The sequence below is a fragment of the Rubricella aquisinus genome (assembly GCF_014199445.1).
GTDB lineage: Bacteria > Pseudomonadota > Alphaproteobacteria > Rhodobacterales > Rhodobacteraceae > Rubricella > Rubricella aquisinus.
In genome coordinates, this window is the sequence record NZ_JACIJS010000004.1 from 274,177 (window position 1) to 298,247 (window position 24,071).

Below are 24,071 nucleotides of genomic sequence, written 5' to 3' on the forward strand. Positions count from 1 at the left end.
TTGACATCAAGAGAAGTGCCATTATCTTGACGTCAAGATAAAAGGAAATCCCATGACACGCCCGTTTGACCTTGCCCTCACCGCCCTCGCCCCCGCGATCTGGGGCAGCAGCTATATCGTGACAACCGAACTCCTGCCGGATGGCTCCCCGCTTACCATTGCGATGCTGCGCGCCTCGCCCGCCGGGCTTTTGCTCCTGCTCTGGACACGAAATCTGCCGCGTGGCGTGTGGATCCTGCGCTCTTTGGTGCTGGGTGTGCTGAACTTTTCGCTGTTTTGGGGGCTGATGTTCGTGGCGGCCTATGCACTGCCCGGCGGGCTTGCCGCGACCCTTGGCGCGATCCAGCCGTTGATCGTGTTGTTTCTGGCAAAGCTCTTGCTGGATCAATCGGTGCGCCCGGCCGCTGTGCTCGCGGGCCTTGGCGGGATGCTTGGCGTTGCGCTTTTGGTGGTCAAGCCGGGGGCCGGGTTTGACATGGTGGGGATATTGGCAGCGCTTGGCGGTGCGGTCTCCATGGCCTGTGGCACGGTGTTGACGCGCAAATGGCAGCCGCCCGTGCCTGCGCTCACCTTCACCGCATGGCAGTTGACGGCGGGTGGGCTGATCTTGGTGCCAGTGGCGCTTTGGCTGGAGCCGCCCTTGCCGCCGCTGGATGCGGGCGCGGTGGTTGGGCTGGTTTGGCTCGGTCTGATCGGGGGGGCTGCGACCTATTTCATCTGGTTCCGGGGCATCGCCCGGTTGGGACCATCGACCGTGGCACCCCTTGGGCTTCTCAGCCCGGTGGTGGCGACGCTGCTTGGCCTTGCCCTCTTGGGGGAGGGGATGACCCTGCCGCAGAGCCTTGGCATGGCCCTTGTTCTGGGCAGCGTGTGGGTTGGCCAAATGGGACCGACCGCTGCGCCGCGATTGCCGCGAAAGGGCGTCGCGCCCCAGCTTTGACCGGGCACTGCCCAAACCGCTCAGGATTGGCGCAGAAAGTCGATCATCACCCGGACCTTCTGCGGCAGATAGGACCGCGACGGATAAAGCGCCCAAGCCGCCGTATCGAATTGCGCGGCGGAGCAGTCATACTGCGGAAACACATCCACAAGCCGCCCCGCTGCGATATCTGGGCCAACCAACCAGTCCGCGAGCAGGCTCGGTCCCAGCCCGTCGCGCGCGGCCCGGCGCAGGGCCAGCGCATTCGCAATCACCAGATCCCCCGTGATATCCACCGCGAAGGGCGCTTTCCCCGCCCGGCGGAACCGCCAGCGCGTCCGGTAATCCGGCAAGGCAAAGCGCAGGCAGCGATGGTGCCGCAAATCCCCCGGCTCCGTCAGGGGGGACGCGCCCGCGATATACGCGGGCGAGGCGCAAACGACATAGCGGGTGTCCATCAGCCGGGTGCTGATCAGATCACCGCGCGGGGCAGGGGTCAGCCGGATGGCAAGGTCGATGCCCTTCGCCGTCAGATCAAGCATGTCATCCGTCGGGATCAATTCGATCGCAATGGCCGGATAGCGCGCCATGAATTGCCCCAGACGCGGCACGATACATTCCTGCGCAAAGGCGACGGAGGCCGTCATCTTCAGCGTGCCCGACGGCGCGTGCGCGGCGCTGCGCGCGGTGTCGAGCGCGCGGTCCATCTCCTCCAAGAGCGGCGTGATCTCAGCGATGTAGCGCGCTCCCAATTCGGTGACGGAAAGCCTGCGGGTGGAGCGCTGGAACAGCCGCACCCCCAACTCAGCCTCCACCCCCGCGACCATGCGCGACACGGAGGACGGGTCCACATCCAGCGCCCGCGCCGCCGCGGCAAAGCTGCCATGTCGGGCCACCAGCACCACGGTTTTGAGGGTTGCGATATCCATTCATGTAGAATGCGCACGACACTTATGTCATTCAATCTGTTTTTCCCAAAGAGTTACATCAATAGGGTCTGACCATCGCACCACCATTCGGAGACGAGGGAATGAAGATTGACCACGCCCAGGCGCTTGAAGCAGCCGCATTTCGTGGCGCAGACGCGGGCGATCCCGCCCTTCTGATCCCTTGCGGGTCCGTTCCCGGCGCGCCCGTTAGCCGCCTGTGGGAGCGGACCGGCCCCACGCCTTCCCGGTGGGACGCGATCCCGATAAGCTGGCGGCGCTGGCGAACATGAAATGACTGACAACCCCAATAAGGATCGAAGCATGACCGAACTCAATGGAAAAACCGTCGTCATCACGGGCGCAAGTCAGGGCATCGGCGCGGCGGCGGCGCGTGGCTTCGCGGCACGTGGGGCGCATGTCATTCTGGCCGCCCGCAATGAGGGCCGCATCGCCGCCATCGCTGATGAGATCCGCACCGCGGGGGGCAAGGCCGACGCGCTGCGCTGCGATGTGAGCCGCGCGGCGGATGTGAAGGCGCTGATCGACTTGGCTGTGCGCACCACCGGGACGCTCGACGTGCTGATCAACAATGCCGGTCTCATCGACCCGATTGCCCGGCTTGCGGACAGCGATGTGGATGCATGGGGCAGCGTCGTCGATGTGAACCTCAAGGGCGTTTATCACGGTCTGCGCTATGCGATCCCGGTGATGGTCGCAAACGGGTCCGGCACGATCATCAACATCAGTTCCGGTGCCGCCACGGCCGCGCTGGAAGGGTGGAGCCATTATTGTGCGACGAAAGCCGCCGTTTTGTCGCTGACCCGAGTGGCCCATAAGGAATACGCGGATCAGGGCGTGCGGGTGGTCGGGCTCAGCCCCGGCACGGTCGCCACGCCGATGCAGACGCAGATCCGGGCCTCCGGGATCAATCCAGTAAGCCAGCTTGATCCCGGGGTGCATATTCCGCCCGAATGGGTAGCAGATGCGCTTGCGTGGCTGTGTACGGCGGCGGCTGATCCGCATCTGGGCGGCGATTTTTCGATCAAAACGCCGGAGGGCCGCGCTGCGGTCGGGCTTCCGCCGCTGTGATGCCCGGGGATGAGCTTATGACGTCCCATCCGGTCCTTTGGTCGTTTCGACGCTGCCCCTATGCCATGCGCGCCCGGCTCGCCATTGCGCGCGCGGGTCAGCGTGTGGAATTGCGCGAAATCCTCTTGCGCGACAAGCCGCAGGCTTTTCTTGAGACATCCCCCAGCGGCACGGTGCCCTGCCTGCGCCTGCCGGACCGGGTGTTGGATGAGAGCCTCGATATCATGATCTGGGCGCTTGAGCGGAATGACCCCGATGGCCTGCGCGACATGCCCGATGCGGGTTGGGCATGGATCGCGGAATGCGATGGCCCGTTCAAGGCGGCGCTGGATCGCACCAAATACGCCAGCCGTTACCCCGCGCATGACCCGGACGAGGAGCGGGAGAAGGCGGCCGTTTTCCTGCGCAAACTGGATGCGCAGCTTGGCCATCATGGCGCGCTTTTTGGTGCGCGGCTGACGCTGGCGGACCTCGCCATTCTGCCGTTTGTCCGCCAATTCGCGCATATCGACCGGGCGTGGTTCCGGGCACAGGATTGGCCGCATCTGATCGTGTGGCTGGACCGGTTTCTGGAAAGCGCAGATTTCGCCCGGATCATGTCGAAATACCCGCTATGGTCTGACACGGCCCCACCCATCTGGTTTGACGGGCAGGCGTGAGCGCGGCCTAGTCCGGCAATAAGCCTTCAAGATAGGCCGCGTAAGGGCTGCCCGCGAGCTTCGCGATTGCGGCCCGCAGCCCTGCCGCGTCGATCAATCCCTTGCGATAGGCGATCTCCTCCGGGCAGGCGATCTTGACCCCTTGCCGGCGTTCCAATGTGCCGATGAAGGTGGCCGCTTCCAACAGGCTGTCGGGCGTTCCGGTGTCGAGCCACGCATAGCCGCGCCCCATCTGCTCCACATGCAGTGCGCCATCGGCAAGGTAGCTGCGGTTAAGATCGGTAATCTCCAACTCCCCGCGCGGGGAGGGGGTGAGCGTGGCGGCGCGTGCTGCCGCCGTGCCGTCATAGAAATAGAGCCCTGTCACCGCCATATTTGAGCGGGGGCTTGTGGGCTTTTCCTCCAGCGTCGTGGCCCGGCCTGAGGCGTCGAGCGTGACGATGCCGTAGCGATCGGGGTCCGCGACGCTATAGCCGAACACGGTCGCGCCGCCCTCTGTCTCGACCCGCGCGCGCGCACGGGCGAGCATCTCCGACAGGCCTTGCCCGACGAACAGGTTATCGCCAAGGATCAGGCAGGACGGCTCCTCCCCCACAAACGCGGCCCCGATCGTATAGGCTTGCGCCAGGCCGCCCGGGTCGGGCTGCTCGGCATAGGTCAGGCGCAGCCCCCATCCCGCACCGTCCCCCAAGAGCGCTTCAAACGCGGGCCGGTCATGCGGTGTGGTGATGATCAGCACCTCCCGAATATCCGCGAGCATCAGAACGCTCAGCGGGTAATAGATCATCGGCTTGTCATAGACCGGCATGATCTGTTTCGAGATGGCCTGCGTCATCGGCCAAAGCCGCGATCCGGTGCCGCCTGCCAGAATGATGCCCTTCATCGCCGTTCTCCTGCCGCCCCTTGGGACATTGACTGTGCTGTCGCGCGGGCAGGCTTGTCCATAGGCAATGGCGCGGCCCCCTGCGCTGCCGCCCTAACGCGTGACGCCCAATCGCGCGCCCGCATAGCGCGCCTGCAAGGGCTGCCACCAGTCCACGTTCTCCAGATACCAACGGATCGTCGCACGGATGCCGTCAGCAAAGCCATGGTGCGCATGCCAGCCCAAATCCTGCTCCAGCCGGGTTGGATCAATGGCATAGCGCGCGTCATGGCCGGGTCGGTCCTCGACAAAGGTGATCAGCCGATCATGCGGCGCGGCCTCTGGCCGGAGCGCGTCCATTTCCGCGCAGATGGTTCTGACGACATCAATATTGCGCCGCTCATTGCGGCTGCCCACGGTGTAGGTCGCGCCGATCTGGCCTTGTGCTGCAATGAGGTCAAGCGCGCTTGCGTGATCCTCCACATGCAGCCAGTCGCGGATATGCTCCCCCGTGCCATACACCGGCAGCGCGCGCCCCGCCGCGGTGTTCAGGATGGTGAGCGGGATCAGCTTTTCGGGGAATTGATAGGGGCCGTAATTGTTCGAGCAGTTTGAGATCATCGCCGGAAAGCCATAGGTCCGCGTCCATGCTTTCACGAGGTGGTCCGACGCGGCCTTGGACGCTGAATAGGGGGAGGATGGGTCATAGGCGCTGTGCTCGCTGAATGCGCCCTCCGCCCCGAGAGAGCCATAAACCTCATCGGTAGACACATGCAAAAACCGAAACCGCGCCTGCGCAGCACCCGGCAGCTTGTCCCAATAGGCGCGGGCGGCCTCCAGCAGCACATAGGTGCCGGTCACATTGGTGGAGATAAACGCCCCCGGCCCGTCGATGGAGCGGTCAACATGGCTTTCAGCGGCCAGATGAAAAACGCGGTCCGGCTGGAAGGAGGCAAACACGTCCGCAACCGTGCCGGCATCGCGAATGTCACCTTCGACAAAGCGGTGGCGCGGGTGCGGATCAACCCCGCGCAGGGACGTGCGCGTGCCCGCATAGGTCAGCGCATCCAGCGTGCAGACCTCATGCCCTGCGCCCACCAGCCTGCGCACCAGCGCTGATCCGATAAAACCGGCACCTCCTGTTACGAGCATTCGGGTCACGGATCACCTCCGGCGTGACGGGTTGCGTGCTGTCGCCCTTTGGTCGCAAGGGTAATGGCTTTCACCAGTTTTACAAAAGCCTTACAACCCTCTGAGGAAAATTGCGGAGCAACTGATGGCGCAGGCAGAGCGGGTCACTTTCATAGTCATGGCCTATAATCAGGCCCCCGTAGTGGCGGAGGCCGTGCAATCGGCGCTCGATCAGGATTATGAGAACCTGCAAATCATCCTGTCTGACGATTGCTCCACCGATGAGACATTCGATGTGATCCGATCGGTCGTGGCGGGGTATGATGGCCCGCATGATGTGGAGGTGAACCGCACGCCCCGTAACCTTGGCATCGCGCCGCATGTCAATCTGATGTTCGAGAGGGCCGAAGGCGCGCTTGTGGTGTTGCAGGCGGGCGACGATATCTCCACTCCCGACCGCGCGCGCAAACTTCATGCGGCCTATGTGGAGGGCGATGCAGAGGGCACGGCGCGCCCGATGATCGTGTTCTCCGACATGGTCGGCATGACCTATGACGGTCATGTGGGCGACTATATCGTCACCAATGTCGAGATGCGGCGCATGGGCCTGTTTCGCATGGCCATGTCCCATTATGGCATCGTCGGGGCGGTCGCGGCCTATAACCCGGAGATATACCACCGCTTTGGCCCGCTCAGCGTGCCGGGCATCGCGGAGGATCGGGTGTTTACCTTTCGGGCGTTTCTGGCGGGCACGATCAAGCATGTGCCCGAACCGCTGGTGTTTCACCGCGATGGCGGGATCAGTGACCTCAATCCGCACCAGATCAAGGGCGCGCATCAGGGGATGCGCGCGCTCAACCGGCTGAGCCTCTTGCGCGACAAACGGCAAAGCCTGATCGACAGCAATACCTATTCCCCCCGGCCCCGAAAAACCCGCAAATGGCTGGAGGACAAAATCCGACAGCTTGAGGCACAGGTGGCCGATGACATCGCGGCCGGTCTCACGCCGCCTGAGGCGCTGGACGACCTTAGGGGCGCGTGACCGCCCGCGCGGGATTGCCGACCACGGTTTGCCCCGGCGCGACATCCCGCGTCACCACCGCGCCCGCACCGATCATAGCACCCGCACCGATCGTGATCCCCGGCAGCAGGACCGCGCCGCCACCGATGGAGGCACCCTTGCCGATATGGGTTTGGGGGAAAGCCTGCGCCGCGCGCGCTGATCCACGCGCGCTTTTGGGATAGGGATCATTGGTCAGCGTCACATTCGGCCCGATGAACACATCATCCCCGATGCGCATCCCGTCATATAGCGACACGCCGTTCTTGATCGTCACGCGGTCCCCGATCACAACATCGTTTTCGATAAAGCAATGGGAGCAGATGTTGCAATCCCGCCCGATTGTGGCGCCCTTCAGGACGACGCAGAATTGCCAGATCGTCGTGCCCTCCCCGATGGCATCGGCCTGAACATCGCTCAACGGGTGAAATGTCGTGCCCATCACTGGCTCCCTTTATCTGTCATGTGGCGAAAAAGCGGTGCAGGCTCGCGATCACCCTGTCGGTCTGCGCATCGGTCTGATGTGGCCCGATGGGCAGGCTCAGCACCTCCTGCGCCAACGCGTCGGCCCGGGGGAGCGCGGGCCATTGATCGCCTGCATAGGCGGCTTGGGCGTGGCAGGGGATCGGGTAATGCTGGATCGTCTCGATCCCGTCCTGTGCCAGATGGCGCGCCAGCGCGTCCCGCTCGGCAGCGCGCACCACATAAAGATGCCAAGAGGATTGCGCCCAATTCGGCATGTGCGGAAGCCGCAGCAAATCGCCGGGCAATTCGGCGTCATAGCGTGCAGCGATCCGCGCGCGCCGTGCGTTCCACGCCTCCAGATGGTCGAGCTTTACCCGCAGCAGCGCCGCCTGAAGCGGGTCGAGTCGCGCATTCAGGCCCTGCTCAAGATGCTTGTATTTCTCCTCCGCCCCATAGTTGCCGATCCGCCGCATCCGCGCGGCAAGGGCGGGATCATTGGTGGTCACGGCCCCCGCATCGCCAAAAGCGCCAAGGTTCTTGCCGGGATAAAAGCTCCACGCGGCGGCATGCCCATGCCCCCCGATACGCTGCCCGCGATAGAGCGCACCATGGGCCTGCGCCGCGTCCTCCAGCACCCAAAGCCGGTGCTCCTGAGCCAGCGCCATGATGGGATCCATGTCACAGGGCATCCCGTAAATATGCACCGGGATCACCGCACGGGTGCGCGGGGTGAGGGCCGCCGCGATCCCGTCGGCGTCAATCGTGAACTGTCCTTCCGCCGGATCGACCGGCACGATGGTGGCTCCGGTCTGACTGACGGCAAGCCATGTGGCGACGAAAGTATGCGCGGGCACGATCACCTCATCCCCCGGCCTGACCTCCATCGCCATCAGCGCCAGCCGCAGCGCATCCAGCCCGTTGCTGACACCCACGCATTGCGCCGTTCCGCAAAACCCGGCGAAGGCCTGTTCAAACCCGGTGACCTCCGCCCCGCCGATATACCGGCCCGAGGACATGACCCGCGCCATCGCCGCATCAAGTGCGTCGCGCAACTCAGCCGTTCCAGCGGTAAGGTCAAGGAAAGGGACGATCATGACGCGGACACGGCCTCCAGATACGCCGCATGATCGCGGAAATAATCGGCCTCGTCATAGGGCAGGGAGGCCAGAACGAGGCACACCGCGCCTTCGGAAAATCCGCCCAGATCGCGCCAGATCATTGGCCCTACATAAAGCCCCTGATCCGGGCGGGACAGCTCAAACCGCCGCGATTGTTGCCCATCGGAGAGGGTGATCTCAAACCGTCCGGCCACCGCGATGATAAGCTGTTCCAGCGCCTTATGACCATGCGCGCCACGGGTCACCGCTGGCCCAAGGTCATAAAGGTAATAGACCCGCGCGATGTCGAACGGGACATGCCGTTGCCCTTCGACAAAGCTCAGCGCACCGCGCGCGTCGCTCACCCGTGGCAGGTCGATCAGATGGCACGCATCCAGCGCGGGACGGGCGGGGGCAGTCATGGGCGTCCCCCCTCATAGGCCGCGAGATCGGAGATGGAATCGACCTCCCCCCACGGATGATGGTTCGGCACTGCCCCGATGGCCACGCGCCCGCCCTCCAGCACCATCTGAAGCGCGCTGGTCATATCAAGCCGGTCGCGCGCCGCAGCATTCATGCCCGCGCGCAGGCGATGCACTTCGGCCCAGCCTTCAGGACGAAAATGCAACAGACCCATATATTGCCCCTCGATCTCATCCGTGTGGTGGGCCTGTTTGCCGATCTCGGCCAATTGCCCATCTGGGGTCAGCTTGAAACTCTCCGCGTCCTCCAGCGGGTCGTCAAATCGCGCGGCCCAAATCTCAAGCCAGTTCGGATCATATGTGATGGCAATCGGCTCTGGCGCGTGTGACAGGGCGCTGACGGCCTCCGGCGCATAGAAGATATCGGAATAACTGATCAGGCATGGCCCCTCCGCCAACCATGCCTCCGCTTGCGCTAGCGAGGCGACCATGTTCGTCTCTGCCCAGCGGGGATTGTGGAACACGCGGTCGGCATGGCCTTCGATCAGCGCCGCGCGGTAGCCCGTGACAATGCCAAGCTCCGTCACGCCTGCCGCGCGCAGCGCTTCGATCTGATGAAACAGCAAGGGCTTGCCGTCCAATGGCACCATGCATTTCGGCTTTTCATCCGTCATCTGCTGCATACGGCTGCCGCGCCCGGCGGCAAGGATGATCGCTCTCATGAAAAGACCTTTCTGAACAGGGCGATGTCCTGCGGATCGGGGCGTGCCTCTCGCTCCGGGTGCCACATGATGCCGCTCATGGCTCGGCCTTCTGCCGCGATGGCCTCGACCGTGCCGTCCTCCGCGACTGCGGCGGGGCGAAAGCCGGGGATCGGGCCCGTGATGCTGCTGGCGTGATAGGAATTGACCGTGCCGTCCCGCCCGGTCACCGCATGGCGGGTCGCGACATGGCCCGCGACCCCGGTCAGGCTGGCACCCGCCCAGATCGCCATCATCTGCATCCCCCGACAAATGCCGAGCACCGGATGCCCCTCGACGCCCGCCCAGTCAAGGAGTGCCCGCTCGGTCTCATCGCGCAGGGGGGTCGCACCCGGATCGTCCCCGCCGGTCAGCAAAAGGCCATTGATCCCCCAGTTTGTGCAATAGGCGGTGATCCGCTCCGCACCCAAATTGGGCAGGGGCATCCACGGAGTGCCAGGCAGGGCTGCGGCCATGAACCCGGCCCAATCCTGCGCCAGCGCATCGCGCGGCTCCTCATAGCCGGGGGCGGAGACCTGACGCATGGTCAGCCCGATACGATATGGCGCCCTATCTGCCATGGACGGGCCGAATGATCTTTTCCGCGCAGTTCAGTTCAACCTGCGCTGCGGCGGCGATCCGCTCAAACACCTGATCGCCACAGCCGATGGCGGCAGGCACGCCCAGTTCGGCACAGCGCACCGCCATATGTGAGTTCATACCGCCGAACCGGGTGACAAGGGCCGCCGGTCCTTTCGCGAAAATCCAGTCAAATCCGGGATCGGCATTGCTGATGCACACGATGCGCCCACGAATATCCGCGCCCGGCGGGCTGTCGGCTGAGATATGGCTCACTGTGCCAACCACCCGACCCGAACCAACGAAATTCGGCACAGACCGGTTGAGCGTGGCCACATAAATATCGCCCGGCGCGGTGATCAGATGCGGCAGGCGGATGGTCGCGGCATCCACCATGTCTTGCCGTCGCGCATTGGCGATGGGCAGGAAATGCCGGTCGAGGTCTTCTAGCACGGGGGTATGGGTCAGATCGGCAATCTCAGGCCAGCGCAGGAAGGATACATCATCGGCGGACAAGCCGTTGCTCAGCCCCCAGTGCCGCAGATGCAACAGCGCGTCCGACAGGGCGCGGGTGAAGATGAATTTCACGTCCTCTCGCGCGGCAATCGCCCGCGCCGCATAGTCAAAAAACGCCTCAGCCGTCAGCACATCAAGCCCCGCCTCGCTCAAGAGGGAGGACAGCGCCGCGTGCTCCGCGTCCGTGGCGGTGAACGTCGCGACATGCGCTGCCATCGCGGCGGGCTTGTCGGCAAACAGATCCTCCCGCTCGTCATAGCGCAGCGAGGTGACGTCATAGGTGCCGGGCCGCAGGTGACCATAACGGGCAAAGAAATCGGGCTGCGTCATCTGCCCGTCATGCACAGCCTCGAAATCCGCCATCATGGTGCTGGAATAGGTCTGGATCGCGCGCCGGAACTGGGCCAGTCGGTCGGCGCTGAGCGCCCCGCGCGCCACGGCTGACCGCAGCAGGCTTTCCGCGATAAAGGCATGGCGCGCGGCCTTGGCAAAGGGGCGGGTGCCATGGCTGCGACAGGCATTGATGAGCCGCACGGCATGACCCAGATGCGCGGCCCCGTCTCCGTCGCCGCCACGCGGCGCGGTGTGATGAAGCAGCGTTTGCGCCTCTGCAATCGCGCGCTCAAGACCCGCCCGCGCCGGGTCCAGATTATCGCGGGTCAGCGCAATCAGCGCAGCGCGGTAGTCGTCAAATTCTTGCGGGGCAAGCAGGCCGGGATAGCGCGCCTGAAACTGCGCGTCGAAATCGAAGCTCATGCAGGTCGGCACGATCTCGAACTCGACCTTGTCATGAAATTCCGGCTGCGCCTTGAGCCGCGCGATCCACGCATCCACCAGCACCGCACCCGTCGTATCCGCCAGCCCGGCTGGCAGGAACGAATTAAAGCTCGCCCGCACGTCGATAAAGGGATGGGTATGCAGCACCGTCATCAGTGGCGTGCGCGGCAGCGCGCGATAGCCCATCTCCGCGCGGGCCTCATGCCAGACATGCCCGGTGATCAGATCGTGATAGAGCGAGGTCGCAAGCGGGCGCGGCGTGGTCCCGATGATCTCCGCCGGGTTCCAGTCGGGCATCACGCCATAGGCCGTCCCTTGCCCCAGCAGCCCCGGTTGCGGCGCGAATGCGCGCGTCAGATGCGCCTCCAGATGTGCCAATTCGCGCCGCACGCGCCGCTCGATCACCGGGTGCCAATGCCGCGCCAGAACGATGCGCCGCACTTGCAACAGCACCAGATCGCCACCCCGGGTCATGCAAAATTCGATGTCGAGTGCTGCGGAGCCTGTGATGGCCTCCAACTCCCGCGCCAATGCGATGAACCGCGCCACGCGCTCCGATTTCAGGGCCGCAGGGGCGGTGTCGCGATGCACATAAAGGCTCTTGTGCACGCCCGTGCCGCTTGTCACCACATCCGGGCGTCCGGTTTCATCATCGAAATCGAGCCGGTAATAGGGCGCGCCACTGGCCATGTCGAAGGTCATGATGACCCCGCTCACGGCGATATCCCCGATCATGGGCTGCACAAGGATCTGATCCCCGTCCCGCGCGGTCATGGAGGCGCTGACCTGATCCATCGCTTGCGCCAGCTGTGCAGGATCATCGGTAGGCACATCAAGAAGGCTGAGAAAGGCACCCGCCATGGAGCTTTCGGCGGCGTCCTCGCTCAACGCGCTTGACCGGACGGCCAGCCGCTGCCCGGCAAAGCGCGCGGCAATCGCGGCCAGCACGCCGTCCCGGTCCTTCACCCATGCGTCGCGGCGGGTGACATGGACCGGCGGCACCATCGCCGTCGTCACAAGTGGCGCCAGCAGAGCGAGCGTTTCGGCTTTGGTCCCGAAGGTGAAGCGAGGCGTGTCAGTCATCGCGGCGGCAGTCCTTGGCTCATTCTGGCCCTTTGTGCGACAAATGCTGTGCGGCGTCCATTGTTCTAAGGCGCTGAGATTTGCGCTCTCGTGCCACTGAGCGCCATCAATGCGATATGTTTCAGGATCGGATGGATCACATAATAAACGCCCTCTGGCCCCTCCGTGGGCTGTGGTGTCAGGTGATCCGCGCCATGCCGCGCGATCTCACCCACGATCCGCCCCATCAGATCGGCCCGGATGCTCGCGTCATAAAGCCGGTCCACATCCATGCCTGACGCGGGAATGGGATAGCTTTGCCGCGCCAGCACCGGCCCCGTGTCAATCTGGGGGTCAAGCCAGATCGCGCTGACAGCGGGCGCCTGTCCGTTCAGCAACGCGTAGTAAAGCGTGGTGGAGCCGCGATACTCCGGCAGCGACCCCGAATGCAGGTGCAAGAAGCGCACACCGCATTCCAGCGTCTCTTTCGACACGATTTGCCCGCCCAACCCGGCATAGAGGGTCACGCCACCCCCCTGTCGGCGCAGCACGTCCCGCACCGCCGGGTCGTTCACATCGGGCGCGGCGATCCGAGTGACGGGAATGCCCGCGCGGGCACAGGTGGCGGTGGCAGGCTCGGACAGGTCGGGCAGGAACACCCCGTCCCAGTTTTGCGGGCCGCTGGGTAGCGCGGCGGGCCCGTCCTCCCCCAGAAAAAGGACATACTCGGGGATCAGGCCCAGCATGACGAGCCGCTGGATATAGGCCCGCGCCCGCGCGCTGGCACAGAGGATCGCGGACAAGCCGGGGATCACCCGTGCGGGCGCTGGCGCGGCCTGCCACGGAACGGGCGCAAAGGGTCGGAGAGGCGGCAGCGCCACCCTTTCCGCAAGTGCCCGGATCAATCGCTGCTCCGCCACGCGCCCGTCCTTGGGCAGATGACCAAGTGCTGTCAGCGTGTCATTCACCTTAAGGAGCGTATTGAGATACCAAAGCTGGCCCGTCCGCTCATAGGCGCCAGCCAGCCGGTCGGCAAATAACCGGTAGCTTTTCATATCCTCAAACCGCGTTGTATCGACCGCTCGCCATGACGGCAGATAGTCATCATGGAGCCGCTTGGTCACCTCAAAGCGCTGCACCAGTTTGTCGAGCGTCGCGGTGTCCAGTGGGCCGGAAAGGCGCTGCCGCGTCGGCGTCGCGTCATGCGGTGGTGGGGGGGCATCTTGCGCCCCGGCGCGCGCCGATAGCCACGCGTCGAATGTCGCCTGCCCATGAAAGGCGCTGTAGAAATAGGTGTTGCGCTCATGCAGCAAGCGGCCGCTGGCATAGGGGTAGATCGTGCTCACAGTGCCGCCCGCGCGATGATCTGCTCTGCGAGCTTGGCGAGATCGGGCGTGTCCCCGCTGGATGCGATGACCATATCCGGGTGTTCGGGCCGCGGAAACGGGATGTCGATCCCCACGACCTCCCCGGCCTCTCCCCGTGCCGCGCGCGCATAGAGACCTTTGACATCGCGCGCCTGTAACACCTCTATCGGGGCATCCATGAACACTTCGAAATAGCGGCTGAACCGGGTGCGGTTGGCGGCTTGCATATCGGGGAAGAGCGACAGGATGCAGCACACCACATGAATGCCCTGCCGATCCAGCATCTCGCACAATGCCGTGATCCGCTCCGCATTCCGCCGCCGCCCTGCGACCGTGTAGGCGTCCTTGTCGCGATCAGCGGCGAAAACCGCGCGCAACTCGTCCCCATCAAGGAATACGGTGTTGGCGTGGCGGGTTTTCAGGCGATCATACACTTCCCGCCCCAAGGTCGTCTTGCCTGAGCCGGATAATCCGATGAACCAGAGGATCATGGCGCGGTCCCTTTCGTCAGCCAGCTTCTGTCTATCAGCGCGCGGGCCGCGTGCTGGGCGGCTGTGCCCTGATGCGGCGCGAAATACCGCGCGCTTTGGTCCGCGCACGCCGCGCCATGCGCAGCCCATGTCGCGTCATCCTCCAACACCCCACGAATGCCCCGATCCGATGCGCCGACATGGCGAAAGACCTGCCGCAATCCGATATCGCTGGAGTCCGGGCCCGTGAGCGTATCCGCCGCCGCTTGTGGGACATCAAGCAGGATAAACCGTTTGCCCGCATAGATCGCACCAAAAGCCGGGCCACCATAGTCAAACAGCATAAAGTCGGCCAGTTGGTAGAGGGGGATGTTGTCCTCTGCCGTCTCAATCAGTCGCGTAAGGGGGAGCGCTCGCAATGAGGCTATCCTGTCCGGCTCGCTTTGTGGCATCAGGGGATGCACTTTCACCACCACATTGTAATCGGCGCACAGTGCTGCAATCTCATCGTTGAACAGCCCGACGGAGGACAATTCCAGCCATGTCGGCAGCCACACGATGGTCCGCTTCGCCGGATCGCAGCCAAACCGATCATAGAGCGCGGGCATATCGGGGGTTTCTGTGAAATAGCGGTCAAAGCGCGGGAAGCCCATTTCATAGGTCGGCAGGCCGTAGCGGGCTTTGAACGCCCCCGCATGATAGGGGCCAAAGCACAAAATCCCGTCATAGATCGTGTTCCACGGCGCGAGGTTATGCGCACTTTTCCCGGCGGCATACATAAAGCGGATATTCTCCACCGCGAGGCTGTGGAGCAATCGGCCATTGCGCTGGGCGATGAAGTGATTGGTCACAAGGCAGCGGTATTTCTGACCCAGATTGCGGATCCGGCGCTGTTTGATCACGCCGCAGCCCCATGCGGCGCGTTGCTCAGGCGTGATGGTGATCGGCTCGCGATGGGTCAGGATATCAAACGCGGCCCCCGCTCGCGCCAGCGCGTCAAACACCGGGGCGTAATGGTTGATCAGTTCTTGCGTGTGCACAAGAAAGGCCAACCGCTCAAGGATGGTGACGGGGGACTGTTCGGCTTCCATCTCGATTTGGGTTTTCCTCATGGATCGTGACGCCGACCCCGGCACCTGTGCTCCCCTGCAATAAAGGCTGTGTTCCCGCCCGACTTCAAGGTTGATAAGCAGGGCGAGTGTCTGCGGGGGCAGCTTGGGGTTGGTGCCTTGCATCCATGGCAGTCGGGACCACTTATCACGGGGCACCGTCACTGGTCATATGGGATGTGGTGCCCGGGGGGGGACTCGAACCCCCACGATCGTTAGATCGGCGGATTTTGAATCCGCTGCGTCTACCAATTCCGCCACCCGGGCATGGGCATCAGGCTTACAATCCAATTTCACCGGGTGCAACGGGATTTGAACGTGATCCGCGCCCAATCGTCCGAGAAATCGCGGGCCGCGCGAATGGTGAGTGGACAGACCCCGCGCCCGGCGATAACAGACCGCCATGATCCGTGCGATGTACGATATGACCCTCCGCCTTGCGGCCACGCGCTATGCGCTGGGTGTGCTGGCTGTTGTGAGCTTCATGGAAAGCTCGGTCTTTCCGATTCCCCCCGATGTGCTGTTGATCCCGATGGTTCTGGCCGCGCCGCACCGTGCGTGGTTGATCGCGGGCGTGTGTACGGTTGCCTCCGTTCTGGGGGGCGGGCTGGGATATTGGATCGGTGCGGCGCTTCTGGAAACGGTCGGCCGCCCGGTGCTGGAGATGTATGGCAAATGGGATTATTTTGCCGAGTTTGCCGCCCGCTATAATGATTTTGGGGCTTGGGCAGTGCTGTTTGCCGGGGTGACACCTTTTCCTTACAAGGTCATTACCATCGCGTCCGGGGCCACGGGCCTTGATCTGATGACCTTCATGGTCTCCTCCGTCGTGGCGCGGGGGCTGCGGTTTTTCCTTGTGGCTGCCCTTTTGTGGAAGTTCGGCCCACCCATTCGTGATTTCATCGAAAAGCGGCTTGGCCTTATGTTCACCATCGCGATGGTGTTGTTGATCGGGGGCTTTGTGATGGTGAGCTATGTCTAGCACGGTGGGCGCACGCCTTGGGCTGATCGGAGTGGCAGCAGGTGGGTCTGCCGCGCTGCTCCTCGCGGCATTCGGGTTTGAATATATCGGCGGGCTCGCGCCCTGTCAGATGTGCATCTGGCAACGCTGGCCCCATGCGGCGGCGATTGCGTTTGGAGTGCTCGCCTTTCTTTTGCCCGGTGCGGCGCGCTGGATCGCGGTGCTGGGGCTCCTGGCGGCGCTGACAACCGCTGGGATCGGCGTGTTTCACGCGGGTGTCGAATGGGGCTTTTGGGAGGGCATCACGGCCTGCGCGGGCGGGGGCGACGTTGGGTCGCTGTCCTCCACCGATCTGATGGCGCAGATCATGGATGCGCCGCTGGTGCGGTGCGATCAGGTGCCATGGAGCCTCTTTGGCATTTCCATGGCTGGCTGGAACGCGCTTGTCTCTTTCTTCCTCGCAGGGCTTTGGCTGCAGGCGGTGCGCGCTTAAGCGTCCAGTTCCGCATCCCAATAGAGGAAATCCATCCAGCTTTCATGCAGGTGGTTGGGCGGGAATTTCCGGCCCACATTGCGCAGATGTTCCGGGTGGGGCGCACGCGGCGGGCGGCGCAGCGACATATTCGCCCCTTTCACTGTCTTGGACCCTTTGCGCAGGTTGCAGGGGGAGCAGGCGGCGACCACGTTTTCCCATGTGGTGCGCCCGCCGCGTGCGCGCGGGATCACATGGTCAAACGTCATCTCCCCCTGCGCGCCGCAATACTGGCAGGTAAACTCATCGCGCAAGAACAGGTTGAACCGGGTGAACGCGGTGGATTTGGCGGGCCGCACATAATCCTTCAGCACCACAACCGAAGGCAGACGAAACGCCGTCGAGGGGCTGTGCACCACATGGTCATATTCTGCAAGGATCGTGACCCGATCCAGAAACGCGGCCTTGACCGCTTCCTGCCATGGCCACAGCGACAACGGGAAATAAGAGAGCGGGCGAAAATCCGCATTCAACACCAGCGCGGGATGCTCCCGCAGGCTGGAGGGGCTTCGCACAAAATTCGCAGCGAATTGGGTATCCATGGTGACGTGTCATCCTCTCACGACTATCGCGCGCGGGGACGGGACAACGTCCCACGGTGAAACTATATATGGGTGTCAATTTCTGACAAGCCCCAAGGTCGTGGGGTGCCATCCCATATAGTGGGAGGATAGCGCGGGGATGTGACGGTTTCGTTGCGCGCTCAGACCCGCGCCAAGGGGTGATGCGGGGCAGGCGGGATACGCAGGATCGCCTCCGCCCCGGGCCGGACCACGCCGCCCTCGACCACCATGGCCATCACGCCGATGCGCCACATGACGCCACTTGCATCCCGCTCGGCGCAGGCGGCCAGCAGGCCCGGCTTTATCCCATCGAGTTGCGCGCAAGGATTGCGCCGCCCGGTCAGCACCACCAGCGCACCCGAGCCGAACCGGATCAGGCTGCCCGTGGGCAAATGCGGCAGGTCGATGCCTTCGGTCAGGATATTCTCGCCGATCTGCCCGGGTTTCAGCGCGAACCCCTTGAGCGACAGCGCGTCTAGCATCTCCTGTGACATCAGGTGGACCTGACGCAGGTTGGGCCCGTCGGGATTATGGCTTTCGTGGCGCAGGGTTGCGCCGTAATGCACGTCTCCCTCCACGCCCATCCCGGCCACGAGGGTGATCTCATCCGTCACGTCCTTGCCGCTGCCATGCGCGGGGTGGCGGGCAACCGAAAGGACGCGTCCTCTCACGCCAGATGCTCGTGCAGAAAGAGCAGGGCTTTGGACAGGCCATCTGGCGCGATCCCATGGGGCGTGCCGTGGCTTGTATGGGTGTCCACGTCGAAGCCTGCGCCGCGCAGCGCGGTTGCGGCCTCCGCCATATGCGCGAAGGGGACAACCGGGTCCACATCGCCATGGATCAGCAGAACCGGCGGCTTACTGATGACGGAGCCGATATCCTCGGGTGCCAAGAGCCGCCCGGAAAAGCCGACTATCCCCGCCAGCGGATCGGCCCGCCGTGGTCCGACATGCAGGCTCATCATCGTGCCTTGCGAAAAGCCGACCAGCACCGTGCGCTCTGGCCCGATCCCGGTGCGGCTGGCGATGTCGTCAAGATAGGCGTCGAGTGCGGCGACGGATGCGGTGAAACTTGCCGTCATCTGCGCCTCGGTCGATCCATCCATCCACGGGATCGGAAACCACTGATAACCCATGGGATTGTTCACGCAGCGCTCCGGCGCGTTTGGGGCGTGAAATTCCGTGTTGGGCATATGCGGGGCCAGCACCTCCCCCAGCCCCAACAGATCGGCCCCATCCGCGCCATATCCATGCAAAAAGATGACAAGACTGTCCGCCGTGCCGGATTTCGCGGTGAGCGGGGTGGAGGTGAGTGTCGCCATGATCAGCCGATCCCTTCGCGTGTTGTCATGTCTTGGTAATAGGCCCAGAGCGCGCGCGCCGCAACCGACCGCCATGGCGACCAGTCTTGCGCGATGGCGCGCATCTCATGGGTATCGGGGCGGGCGGATAGACCGAAAAGCTGCCGCGTGGCCTCCTGAATGGCCAGATCGCCCGCCGCGATCACATCGGCCCGGCCCAGGCAGAACATGGCGTAGATCTCCGCCGTCCATGGGCCGATGCCCTTGAGGCGCGTGAGGCGGTGGATCACCTCTGCGCTGGGCAGGTGCCTGAGCGCTGTGTAGTCGAATTCGGCATGGGCGAGAAGGTTGATATAATGCGCCTTTTGCCGTGTGAGGCCAAGCGCGCGCAAACCCGGCTCATCATAGCGCTGAACCCCGGCTTCGGTCGTGGCACCTGCGGCGTCCAACCGCCGCCAGACACTTGCCGCTGACGCGACAGAGATCTGCTGCCCGAGGATGATATTCAGAAGGGCCGGAAACCCATCCTCCCGCAACCGGAGCGGCACTGGCTCGGCAAGCTGCCGGACAAATGCAAAACGCGGTTCAATGGCGATCAATGCGACCAATGCCTGGTCGAGATCGGCGCGGTGTCTGATAAGCGGCTCATCCATCCGGTCAAAATGGTGGACCCAAACCCGAATGAAAAGCCCTCCCGCCCGTCGTTCCGTCGCTTGCGCTCCGTCCTCCCGTTTGGCGTGGCGCGGCTGCGCCGCGAGAAGGGAAGATTGCGCTGAGGTGTCTGAGGAACAGTCGTGTTCCTCAAATCACCCTTTCAATTGTGGGTGTCACGATTCGCCTGCGCGTCAAGGCCGCTCGTTCCTCGGACCTTGACCCACGGCCGAATCGCGTGGGTTGCTCTGTTAACGCAAACCCCAATTCACTTTCCTCAAATATACCCCGCCGGAGGCATAAAAGCTCTATCTCGGCGCCATCCTGATCGCCCCGTCAAGGCGGATCACCTCCCCGTTCAGCATCGGATTGGTCGCGATATGGGCAACGAGCGCGGCATATTCCGCCGGATCGCCCAGCCGGGACGGGAAGGGCACTTGCGCGCCGAGGCTGGCCTGAGCCTCCTCAGGCAGGGATTTCAGCATCGGGGTCAGGAACAGGCCCGGCGCAATCGCCATCACCCGCACGCCGGAGCGGGACAGGTCGCGCGCCATGGGCAGGGTCATGCCGACCACGCCACCTTTTGACGCGCCATAGGCGATCTGTCCGATCTGCCCGTCAAAGGCTGCCACCGACGCGGTGTTCACGATCACTCCACGCTCGCCATCCTGTGTCAGCGGGTCTGCCGCGACCATGCCCGCTGCCGATTGGCTGGCGACGTTGAACGTGCCCACAAGGTTGATCATCACCGTCTTGGCGAAGGCGTCCGGGTCGTGGGCGTTGCCGTCCCGATCCACCGTTTTGATTGCCCAGGCGACGCCTGCGCAATTCACTGTCAGCCGCTCCTGGCCATGGGCCGCGCGGGCGGCTTTGAGTGCTGCGGCCACGCTCGCCGGATCGGCCACATCGACGCTGCAAAAACATCCGCCAATCTCTGCCGCGATTGCCTCACCCCGCTCCGCGTCCCGGTCGAGGATCGCGACGCGCACGCCCTCCGCCGCGAGGCTCCGCGCCGTTGCCTCCCCAAGGCCCGATGCGCCACCCGTCACGACCGCGCTGATGTCTGTCCCTAGTTTCATGATCCCTCCCTCACGCCATCTGCCGGGCGATGATGATTTTCTGAATGTCGCTGGTGCCCTCATAGATCTGGCACACCCGCACATCGCGGTAGATCCGCTCGACCGGATAATCGCTGAGATAGCCATAGCCGCCCAGCGTCTGGATCGCGGCAGAACAGACCCGCTCCGCCATCTCGGACGCGAAAAGTTTGGCCATCGCGGCCTCCCTCAGGCAGGGCACCCCCGCATCTTTCATCCGCGCGGCGTTCAGCACCATCTGGCGCGCGGCCTCTACCTCCGTCTCCATATCCGCGAGCCGGAACTGCACGGCCTGATGCTCGAAAATCGGTTTGCCGAAACTGTCCCGGTCGCGGGCATAGGCAAGGGCTGCGTCGAACGCGGCCTGCGCCATGCCCACCGATTGCGCGGCAATGCCAATCCGGCCCGTTTCCAGCGATGAGAGGGCGATGGCATAGCCTTGCCCCTCCTCCCCGATGCGATTCTCGATGGGCACCTCCAGATCGTCAAAGGACAGCGCGCAGGTATCGGATGCCTTTTGCCCCAGCTTGTCCTCCACCTTCGCGACGTGAAAACCCGCGCGGTCATTCTCCACATAAAAGGCGCTCAGCCCCTTTTTGCCCGCAGCCGGGTCCGTCACGGCAAACACGATGGTCGCCCCGCCGATCCGGGCAGAGGAGATGAATTGTTTGGAGCCGTTGACGATATAGCGGTCGTTGCGCTTTTCCGCACGGGTTCTGAGAGCGGAAGCGTCGGAGCCCGCATGGGCCTCCGTCAGCGCAAAACAGCCGATGAATTCCCCCCGTGCGGCGGGTTTGAGCCATGCCTCTTTCTGCGCGTCGCTGGCAAAGCGATCAAGGATGGCGAGGAACGGCGCGTTATGCACGCTGACCATGGTGGACACGGCCCCGTCGCCACGCGCCAATTCCTCAAGTGCCACGGCATATGAGACGTAATCCGCGCCCGCGCCGTCCCAGTCCGGGTCGATGGTCATGCCCAGAAAGCCCAACTCGGCGAGTTGCGCGCGCACGGGTGCCTCGATCTCCCGCGCGGTTTCGCGGGCGGCGGCACCGGGGGCGAGCACGTCGTTGGAAAAGGCGCGCGCCATGTCCCGGATCAGCGTTTGGTCTTCGGTCAGCATGGTGTGAACTCCTTGATACGAAAGGCCAGCGTCCGGCCCGGCGGGGAGGGGGCGAAGCGCCCGCCGCGTGGGGGGTGGGACGGGCGCTGGCCGGGCCAAAGGCCCGACCAAAGATCAGTCCGTCTCAACCGCGCCGCCTGCATCGCGCCAGCCTGCAAATCCGTCCTCGATATGGGTGACGCCCTCCAGCCCCATTTCCTGCGCCGTGCGGGCGGCGAGCGCAGATCGCCAGCCAGCGGCGCAGAAAAACACATAGGTGCCGCCCTTCTGGAACACGTCATTGGCATAGGGCGACGCGGGGTCGAGCCAGAATTCCAGCATCCCGCGCGGACAATGAAACGCCCCGGGCACACGGCCTTCGCGCTTCAATTCGCGGATGTCACGCAGATCGACAAAGGTGACATCCTCCCGCCCATGAAGCGCCAAGGCCTCGGCCCCCGGCAGGTGATCCACGATGGCATTGGCCTCATCGACCATCTCTTTCACGGATTTCATGGCTGCTCCTTCTTGCGGCGGGTGAACACCATCTTTTGCGCCACCAGCTTGTCATGCGCCCCATGCCAGGCATAGGCCAACAGGGTCGGCTCATTGTCGCCCGTGGTCAGGCGGTGCATCCGGCCCGGCGGATTAAAGATCATCGAGCCGGGTGCAAACACCCCGTCATCGTTTTCCGACACGGCACCCGAGAGGGTAAAATAGCTCTCCGTCAGCCCGTCATGGGAATGGGCGGGATAGGTACATTTCGGCGCGAACAGCACAAGCCCGAGGATCACCCGGTCCGACACCACGGGCCCCTGCGGCCCGACGAATTCGGCATAGGCGAATTTCTGGCTCAGCCCGCGCGGCACTTTCTCATAGCCATAGAGCCATGACAGATCGTCCTGCACGCTTTCGATCGCGCGGATCATGGATTGCGTCGTCTCCCGCCGGCCCTGATCCAGCGCGCGTTTGAGATGCGCTGTGACGGGTTTATCCTCACGCGGTTGCGGCTGCACGACCGGGTTATCGGCCATGACCTTCGACACGGCCTCCCGCACCACGCGCTGATGCGCCCGGATTTTGGCCGAGCCGCCCGCGCGGCCCCGGCGGTACATCTCATAAAACTCGACCAGCAGATAACGCCAGTCGGGGCAGTCATTGAGGCGACGCGCCTCCATCAGGGGCGCTCGATCGCGATGGCCGTGCCTTCGCCGCCGCCAATGCAGATCGCGGCGATGCCGCGCTTGAGGTCGCGCTGTTCCATGGCGTGCAAAAGCGTGACGATGATCCGCGCGCCGGATGCCCCGATGGGATGACCAAGCGCGCAGGCCCCGCCATGGACATTCACCTTGTCGCGCGGCACCCCAAGCTCATGCATGAAGGCCATAGGCACCACCGCGAACGCCTCGTTCACCTCAAAAAGGTCGACGTCCTCCACCGACCATCCCAGCCGCTTGAGCAGCTTTTGCGTCGCGGGCACGGGTGCGGTGGAAAACCACGCGGGCGCTTGGGCGTGGCTCGCGTGGCCAAGGATGCGCGCGCGCACCGGCCCGGTCGCATCGCTTTCACGGCAAAGGACAAGCGCCGCCGCCCCGTCAGAGATGCTCGATGCGTTGGCGGGCGTTACCGTGCCGTCCTTGCGGAAGGCGGGCTTGAGATGCGGGATCTTGTCGGGCCGTGCCGTGCGAGGCTGCTCATCCGTGGTGATCGTGACCTCACCCTTGCGGGTTTTGAGGGTCACCGGCGCGACCTCCGCGCTGAAATCGGCGGTCTGTGCCGCGGCGAGGGATGCGAGCGCGTATTCGTCCTGCGCCTCGCGGGTGAATTGGTATTTCCCCGCGCAATCCTCCGCGAAGGTGCCCATCAGGCGGCCCTTGTCATAGGCGTCCTCCAGCCCATCAAGGAACATGTGATCCTGCGCCGTGCCATGGCCCAGCCGCGCACCGCCCCGCATCGCGGGCAAAAGGTAGGGCGCGTTCGACATGCTCTCCATCCCACCTGCGACGACCGTGCCGCCATGCAGCGCCACTTGGTCATAGGCCATCATCGTGGTTTTCATGCCCGAGCCGCACATTTTGTTGAGCGTGGTGGCGGGGACGTGTTCCGGCAATCCGGCGTGAAACCCGGCCTGACGGGCAGGGGCCTGCCCTTGACCGGCGGGCAGAACGCAGCCCATCAGCAACTCGTCCACCTGATCGGGGGCGAGACCGGCCTTATCAAGGGCTGCGGCAATCGCCACGCCGCCCAGCTCTGACGCAGTGGCCCCCGACAATTCCCCCTGAAAGCCGCCCATGGGCGTGCGCGCGGCTCCGGTGATGACGACAGCGTCGGTCATGGCATCCTCCCTGATGTGAACGTACGTTCATTTAGCGGAAAGATGACATGACCCGGCCCGCCGATCAAGCCTGCTGGTCTCGCGCCGGATTTCGGAATTTGGACCATTTGGACAAATTCACACGCAGAATTCGTAAATATATGAAAGGGTTGCGAAAATTTGGGAGCGTCTATTTCCTGTGCAGGTGGCGTTTTCCGCGCCACCACGGTGCAAAACTGCAACCAAAAACAGCATCACCCCCCTTGACCTTCTGCCAAATGGTCGCCCTCATTAGGCCCAT

The 24,071-nt window shown here is 63.9% G+C and carries 27 protein-coding genes and 1 tRNA gene; 6 read left to right on the forward strand and 22 right to left on the reverse strand.

Going from position 1 to position 24,071, the window contains the following annotated elements; genetic code table 11:
• Positions 1 to 52 precede the first annotated feature (52 nt).
• Entirely contained in the window at positions 53 to 940 is an 888-nt protein-coding gene (locus FHS89_RS08155; protein ID WP_184010469.1) for a DMT family transporter, read from the forward strand.
• A gap of 20 nt (positions 941 to 960) precedes the next feature.
• On the opposite strand, the gene FHS89_RS08160 is transcribed toward FHS89_RS08155, so the two are convergent.
• Positions 961 to 1,848 carry a LysR family transcriptional regulator gene (locus FHS89_RS08160; RefSeq protein ID WP_184010471.1) on the reverse strand — a complete coding sequence of 296 codons (888 nt, stop codon included), beginning with the start codon at positions 1,846 to 1,848 and terminating at the stop codon, positions 961 to 963.
• Between the two features lie 321 nt (positions 1,849 to 2,169).
• Between FHS89_RS08160 and FHS89_RS08165 the strand changes: the two genes are divergently transcribed.
• Together FHS89_RS08165 and FHS89_RS08170 are read left to right on the forward strand one after the other, a co-directional pair.
• Positions 2,170 to 2,937, forward strand: coding sequence for an SDR family oxidoreductase (locus tag FHS89_RS08165; protein ID WP_184010473.1), 768 nt, complete (start codon positions 2,170 to 2,172; stop codon positions 2,935 to 2,937).
• Between the two features lie 17 nt (positions 2,938 to 2,954).
• Positions 2,955 to 3,596, forward strand: coding sequence for a glutathione S-transferase (locus FHS89_RS08170; RefSeq protein WP_184010475.1), 642 nt, complete (start codon positions 2,955 to 2,957; stop codon positions 3,594 to 3,596).
• Positions 3,597 to 3,603: 7 nt separating this feature from the next.
• On the opposite strand, the gene rfbA is transcribed toward FHS89_RS08170, so the two are convergent.
• Complete coding sequence (rfbA, locus tag FHS89_RS08175) at positions 3,604 to 4,479, reverse strand: glucose-1-phosphate thymidylyltransferase RfbA (protein ID WP_184010477.1); 876 nt, start codon at positions 4,477 to 4,479, stop codon at positions 3,604 to 3,606.
• 93 nt (positions 4,480 to 4,572) lie between these two features.
• The gene (rfbB, locus tag FHS89_RS08180; protein WP_184010628.1) at positions 4,573 to 5,610 is read right to left on the reverse strand and encodes a dTDP-glucose 4,6-dehydratase; all 1,038 of its coding nucleotides are present in this window, start codon (positions 5,608 to 5,610) and stop codon (positions 4,573 to 4,575) included.
• 124 nt (positions 5,611 to 5,734) lie between these two features.
• Here rfbB and FHS89_RS08185 point away from each other — a divergent pair, with 124 nt between their 5' ends.
• Positions 5,735 to 6,631, forward strand: a complete 897-nt coding sequence (locus tag FHS89_RS08185) for a glycosyltransferase family 2 protein (RefSeq protein ID WP_184010479.1) — start codon at positions 5,735 to 5,737, stop codon at positions 6,629 to 6,631.
• Here FHS89_RS08185 and FHS89_RS16350 read toward each other — a convergent pair.
• The 10 genes from FHS89_RS16350 to FHS89_RS08235 form a co-directional block, all read right to left on the reverse strand.
• The gene (locus FHS89_RS16350) at positions 6,618 to 7,091 is read right to left on the reverse strand and encodes an acyltransferase (RefSeq protein WP_184010481.1); all 474 of its coding nucleotides are present in this window, start codon (positions 7,089 to 7,091) and stop codon (positions 6,618 to 6,620) included. The two genes, FHS89_RS08185 and FHS89_RS16350, sit on opposite strands and share 14 nt — an antisense overlap.
• Before the next feature lie 19 nt (positions 7,092 to 7,110).
• The gene (locus tag FHS89_RS08195) at positions 7,111 to 8,208 is read right to left on the reverse strand and encodes a DegT/DnrJ/EryC1/StrS family aminotransferase (RefSeq protein WP_184010483.1); all 1,098 of its coding nucleotides are present in this window, start codon (positions 8,206 to 8,208) and stop codon (positions 7,111 to 7,113) included.
• Positions 8,205 to 8,633, reverse strand: a complete 429-nt coding sequence (locus tag FHS89_RS08200; protein WP_184010484.1) for a sugar 3,4-ketoisomerase — start codon at positions 8,631 to 8,633, stop codon at positions 8,205 to 8,207. The genes FHS89_RS08195 and FHS89_RS08200 overlap by 4 nt, the downstream gene beginning before the upstream one ends.
• Positions 8,630 to 9,355: a phosphocholine cytidylyltransferase family protein gene (locus FHS89_RS08205; RefSeq protein ID WP_184010486.1), complete on the reverse strand. Its 726-nt coding sequence runs from the start codon at positions 9,353 to 9,355 to the stop codon at positions 8,630 to 8,632. Before FHS89_RS08205 ends, FHS89_RS08200 begins: the two co-directional genes overlap by 4 nt.
• Positions 9,352 to 9,954: a gamma-glutamyl-gamma-aminobutyrate hydrolase family protein gene (locus tag FHS89_RS08210; protein ID WP_184010488.1), complete on the reverse strand. Its 603-nt coding sequence runs from the start codon at positions 9,952 to 9,954 to the stop codon at positions 9,352 to 9,354. The genes FHS89_RS08205 and FHS89_RS08210 overlap by 4 nt, the downstream gene beginning before the upstream one ends.
• Positions 9,944 to 12,328, reverse strand: coding sequence for a PEP/pyruvate-binding domain-containing protein (locus tag FHS89_RS08215; protein WP_184010490.1), 2,385 nt, complete (start codon positions 12,326 to 12,328; stop codon positions 9,944 to 9,946). Before FHS89_RS08215 ends, FHS89_RS08210 begins: the two co-directional genes overlap by 11 nt.
• Positions 12,329 to 12,393: 65 nt before the next feature.
• Positions 12,394 to 13,653: a formyltransferase family protein gene (locus FHS89_RS16430; RefSeq protein ID WP_184010493.1), complete on the reverse strand. Its 1,260-nt coding sequence runs from the start codon at positions 13,651 to 13,653 to the stop codon at positions 12,394 to 12,396.
• Positions 13,650 to 14,165 (reverse strand): adenylyl-sulfate kinase, encoded by a 516-nt coding sequence (locus FHS89_RS08225; protein ID WP_184010495.1) that lies wholly within the window; start codon positions 14,163 to 14,165, stop codon positions 13,650 to 13,652. The genes FHS89_RS16430 and FHS89_RS08225 overlap by 4 nt, the downstream gene beginning before the upstream one ends.
• The gene (locus FHS89_RS08230) at positions 14,162 to 15,256 is read right to left on the reverse strand and encodes a CDP-glycerol glycerophosphotransferase family protein (RefSeq protein WP_184010497.1); all 1,095 of its coding nucleotides are present in this window, start codon (positions 15,254 to 15,256) and stop codon (positions 14,162 to 14,164) included. Before FHS89_RS08230 ends, FHS89_RS08225 begins: the two co-directional genes overlap by 4 nt.
• 177 nt (positions 15,257 to 15,433) lie before the next feature.
• Positions 15,434 to 15,520 (reverse strand) — tRNA-Leu (locus FHS89_RS08235).
• A 136-nt stretch (positions 15,521 to 15,656) separates the two neighbouring features.
• On the opposite strand from FHS89_RS08235, the gene FHS89_RS08240 reads away from it, so the two are divergent.
• Both FHS89_RS08240 and FHS89_RS08245 read left to right on the forward strand, forming a co-directional pair.
• Positions 15,657 to 16,235, forward strand: a complete 579-nt coding sequence (locus FHS89_RS08240) for a YqaA family protein (protein ID WP_184010499.1) — start codon at positions 15,657 to 15,659, stop codon at positions 16,233 to 16,235.
• Positions 16,228 to 16,707: a disulfide bond formation protein B gene (locus FHS89_RS08245; protein ID WP_184010501.1), complete on the forward strand. Its 480-nt coding sequence runs from the start codon at positions 16,228 to 16,230 to the stop codon at positions 16,705 to 16,707. The genes FHS89_RS08240 and FHS89_RS08245 overlap by 8 nt, the downstream gene beginning before the upstream one ends.
• Here the strand turns inward: FHS89_RS08245 and FHS89_RS08250 are convergent.
• From FHS89_RS08250 to FHS89_RS08290, 9 genes are all read right to left on the reverse strand, one after another.
• Complete coding sequence (locus FHS89_RS08250; RefSeq protein WP_184010503.1) at positions 16,704 to 17,288, reverse strand: HNH endonuclease; 585 nt, start codon at positions 17,286 to 17,288, stop codon at positions 16,704 to 16,706. The two genes, FHS89_RS08245 and FHS89_RS08250, sit on opposite strands and share 4 nt — an antisense overlap.
• A gap of 161 nt (positions 17,289 to 17,449) precedes the next feature.
• Complete coding sequence (locus FHS89_RS08255) at positions 17,450 to 17,980, reverse strand: MOSC domain-containing protein (protein WP_343051374.1); 531 nt, start codon at positions 17,978 to 17,980, stop codon at positions 17,450 to 17,452.
• Positions 17,977 to 18,633 (reverse strand): alpha/beta hydrolase, encoded by a 657-nt coding sequence (locus FHS89_RS08260; protein WP_425502784.1) that lies wholly within the window; start codon positions 18,631 to 18,633, stop codon positions 17,977 to 17,979. Before FHS89_RS08260 ends, FHS89_RS08255 begins: the two co-directional genes overlap by 4 nt.
• A complete protein-coding gene (locus FHS89_RS08265) occupies positions 18,633 to 19,262 on the reverse strand; it encodes a DNA-3-methyladenine glycosylase family protein (protein ID WP_184010507.1) in 630 nt (209 codons plus the stop codon). The genes FHS89_RS08260 and FHS89_RS08265 overlap by 1 nt, the downstream gene beginning before the upstream one ends.
• A 306-nt stretch (positions 19,263 to 19,568) precedes the next feature.
• Complete coding sequence (locus tag FHS89_RS08270) at positions 19,569 to 20,339, reverse strand: SDR family NAD(P)-dependent oxidoreductase (RefSeq protein ID WP_184010509.1); 771 nt, start codon at positions 20,337 to 20,339, stop codon at positions 19,569 to 19,571.
• A 10-nt stretch (positions 20,340 to 20,349) separates the two neighbouring features.
• Complete coding sequence (locus FHS89_RS08275) at positions 20,350 to 21,477, reverse strand: acyl-CoA dehydrogenase family protein (protein WP_184010511.1); 1,128 nt, start codon at positions 21,475 to 21,477, stop codon at positions 20,350 to 20,352.
• A 114-nt stretch (positions 21,478 to 21,591) separates the two neighbouring features.
• On the reverse strand, positions 21,592 to 21,972 hold the full coding sequence (locus FHS89_RS08280) for a rhodanese-like domain-containing protein (protein WP_184010513.1): 381 nt from the start codon (positions 21,970 to 21,972) through the stop codon (positions 21,592 to 21,594).
• Positions 21,969 to 22,634 carry a dimethylsulfonioproprionate lyase family protein gene (locus tag FHS89_RS08285; RefSeq protein ID WP_184010515.1) on the reverse strand — a complete coding sequence of 222 codons (666 nt, stop codon included), beginning with the start codon at positions 22,632 to 22,634 and terminating at the stop codon, positions 21,969 to 21,971. The genes FHS89_RS08280 and FHS89_RS08285 overlap by 4 nt, the downstream gene beginning before the upstream one ends.
• The gene (locus tag FHS89_RS08290; RefSeq protein WP_184010517.1) at positions 22,634 to 23,791 is read right to left on the reverse strand and encodes an acetyl-CoA C-acyltransferase; all 1,158 of its coding nucleotides are present in this window, start codon (positions 23,789 to 23,791) and stop codon (positions 22,634 to 22,636) included. The genes FHS89_RS08285 and FHS89_RS08290 overlap by 1 nt, the downstream gene beginning before the upstream one ends.
• Positions 23,792 to 24,071 lie beyond the last annotated feature (280 nt).

Bases quoted from the DNA above. Each gene is read 5' to 3' on its own strand.
- FHS89_RS08225 (WP_184010495.1), bottom strand. From the start codon at position 14,165: ATGATCCTCTGGTTCATCGGATTATCCGGCTCAGGCAAGACGACCTTG.
- FHS89_RS08245 (WP_184010501.1), top strand. From the start codon at position 16,228: ATGTCTAGCACGGTGGGCGCACGCCTTGGGCTGATCGGAGTGGCAGCA.
- FHS89_RS08230 (WP_184010497.1), bottom strand. From the start codon at position 15,256: ATGAGGAAAACCCAAATCGAGATGGAAGCCGAACAGTCCCCCGTCACC.
- FHS89_RS08210 (WP_184010488.1), bottom strand. From the start codon at position 9,954: ATGGCAGATAGGGCGCCATATCGTATCGGGCTGACCATGCGTCAGGTC.
- FHS89_RS08285 (WP_184010515.1), bottom strand. From the start codon at position 22,634: ATGGAGGCGCGTCGCCTCAATGACTGCCCCGACTGGCGTTATCTGCTG.
- FHS89_RS08155 (WP_184010469.1), top strand. From the start codon at position 53: ATGACACGCCCGTTTGACCTTGCCCTCACCGCCCTCGCCCCCGCGATC.
- rfbA (WP_184010477.1), bottom strand. From the start codon at position 4,479: ATGAAGGGCATCATTCTGGCAGGCGGCACCGGATCGCGGCTTTGGCCG.
- FHS89_RS08195 (WP_184010483.1), bottom strand. From the start codon at position 8,208: ATGATCGTCCCTTTCCTTGACCTTACCGCTGGAACGGCTGAGTTGCGC.
- FHS89_RS16350 (WP_184010481.1), bottom strand. From the start codon at position 7,091: ATGGGCACGACATTTCACCCGTTGAGCGATGTTCAGGCCGATGCCATC.
- rfbB (WP_184010628.1), bottom strand. From the start codon at position 5,610: ATGCTCGTAACAGGAGGTGCCGGTTTTATCGGATCAGCGCTGGTGCGC.
- FHS89_RS08280 (WP_184010513.1), bottom strand. From the start codon at position 21,972: ATGAAATCCGTGAAAGAGATGGTCGATGAGGCCAATGCCATCGTGGAT.
- FHS89_RS08205 (WP_184010486.1), bottom strand. From the start codon at position 9,355: ATGAGAGCGATCATCCTTGCCGCCGGGCGCGGCAGCCGTATGCAGCAG.
- FHS89_RS08270 (WP_184010509.1), bottom strand. From the start codon at position 20,339: ATGAAACTAGGGACAGACATCAGCGCGGTCGTGACGGGTGGCGCATCG.
- FHS89_RS08250 (WP_184010503.1), bottom strand. From the start codon at position 17,288: ATGGATACCCAATTCGCTGCGAATTTTGTGCGAAGCCCCTCCAGCCTG.
- FHS89_RS08240 (WP_184010499.1), top strand. From the start codon at position 15,657: ATGATCCGTGCGATGTACGATATGACCCTCCGCCTTGCGGCCACGCGC.
- FHS89_RS08160 (WP_184010471.1), bottom strand. From the start codon at position 1,848: ATGGATATCGCAACCCTCAAAACCGTGGTGCTGGTGGCCCGACATGGC.
- FHS89_RS08165 (WP_184010473.1), top strand. From the start codon at position 2,170: ATGACCGAACTCAATGGAAAAACCGTCGTCATCACGGGCGCAAGTCAG.
- FHS89_RS08290 (WP_184010517.1), bottom strand. From the start codon at position 23,791: ATGACCGACGCTGTCGTCATCACCGGAGCCGCGCGCACGCCCATGGGC.
- FHS89_RS08215 (WP_184010490.1), bottom strand. From the start codon at position 12,328: ATGACTGACACGCCTCGCTTCACCTTCGGGACCAAAGCCGAAACGCTC.
- FHS89_RS08265 (WP_184010507.1), bottom strand. From the start codon at position 19,262: ATGGATGAGCCGCTTATCAGACACCGCGCCGATCTCGACCAGGCATTG.
- FHS89_RS08275 (WP_184010511.1), bottom strand. From the start codon at position 21,477: ATGCTGACCGAAGACCAAACGCTGATCCGGGACATGGCGCGCGCCTTT.
- FHS89_RS08185 (WP_184010479.1), top strand. From the start codon at position 5,735: ATGGCGCAGGCAGAGCGGGTCACTTTCATAGTCATGGCCTATAATCAG.
- FHS89_RS08170 (WP_184010475.1), top strand. From the start codon at position 2,955: ATGACGTCCCATCCGGTCCTTTGGTCGTTTCGACGCTGCCCCTATGCC.
- FHS89_RS08200 (WP_184010484.1), bottom strand. From the start codon at position 8,633: ATGACTGCCCCCGCCCGTCCCGCGCTGGATGCGTGCCATCTGATCGAC.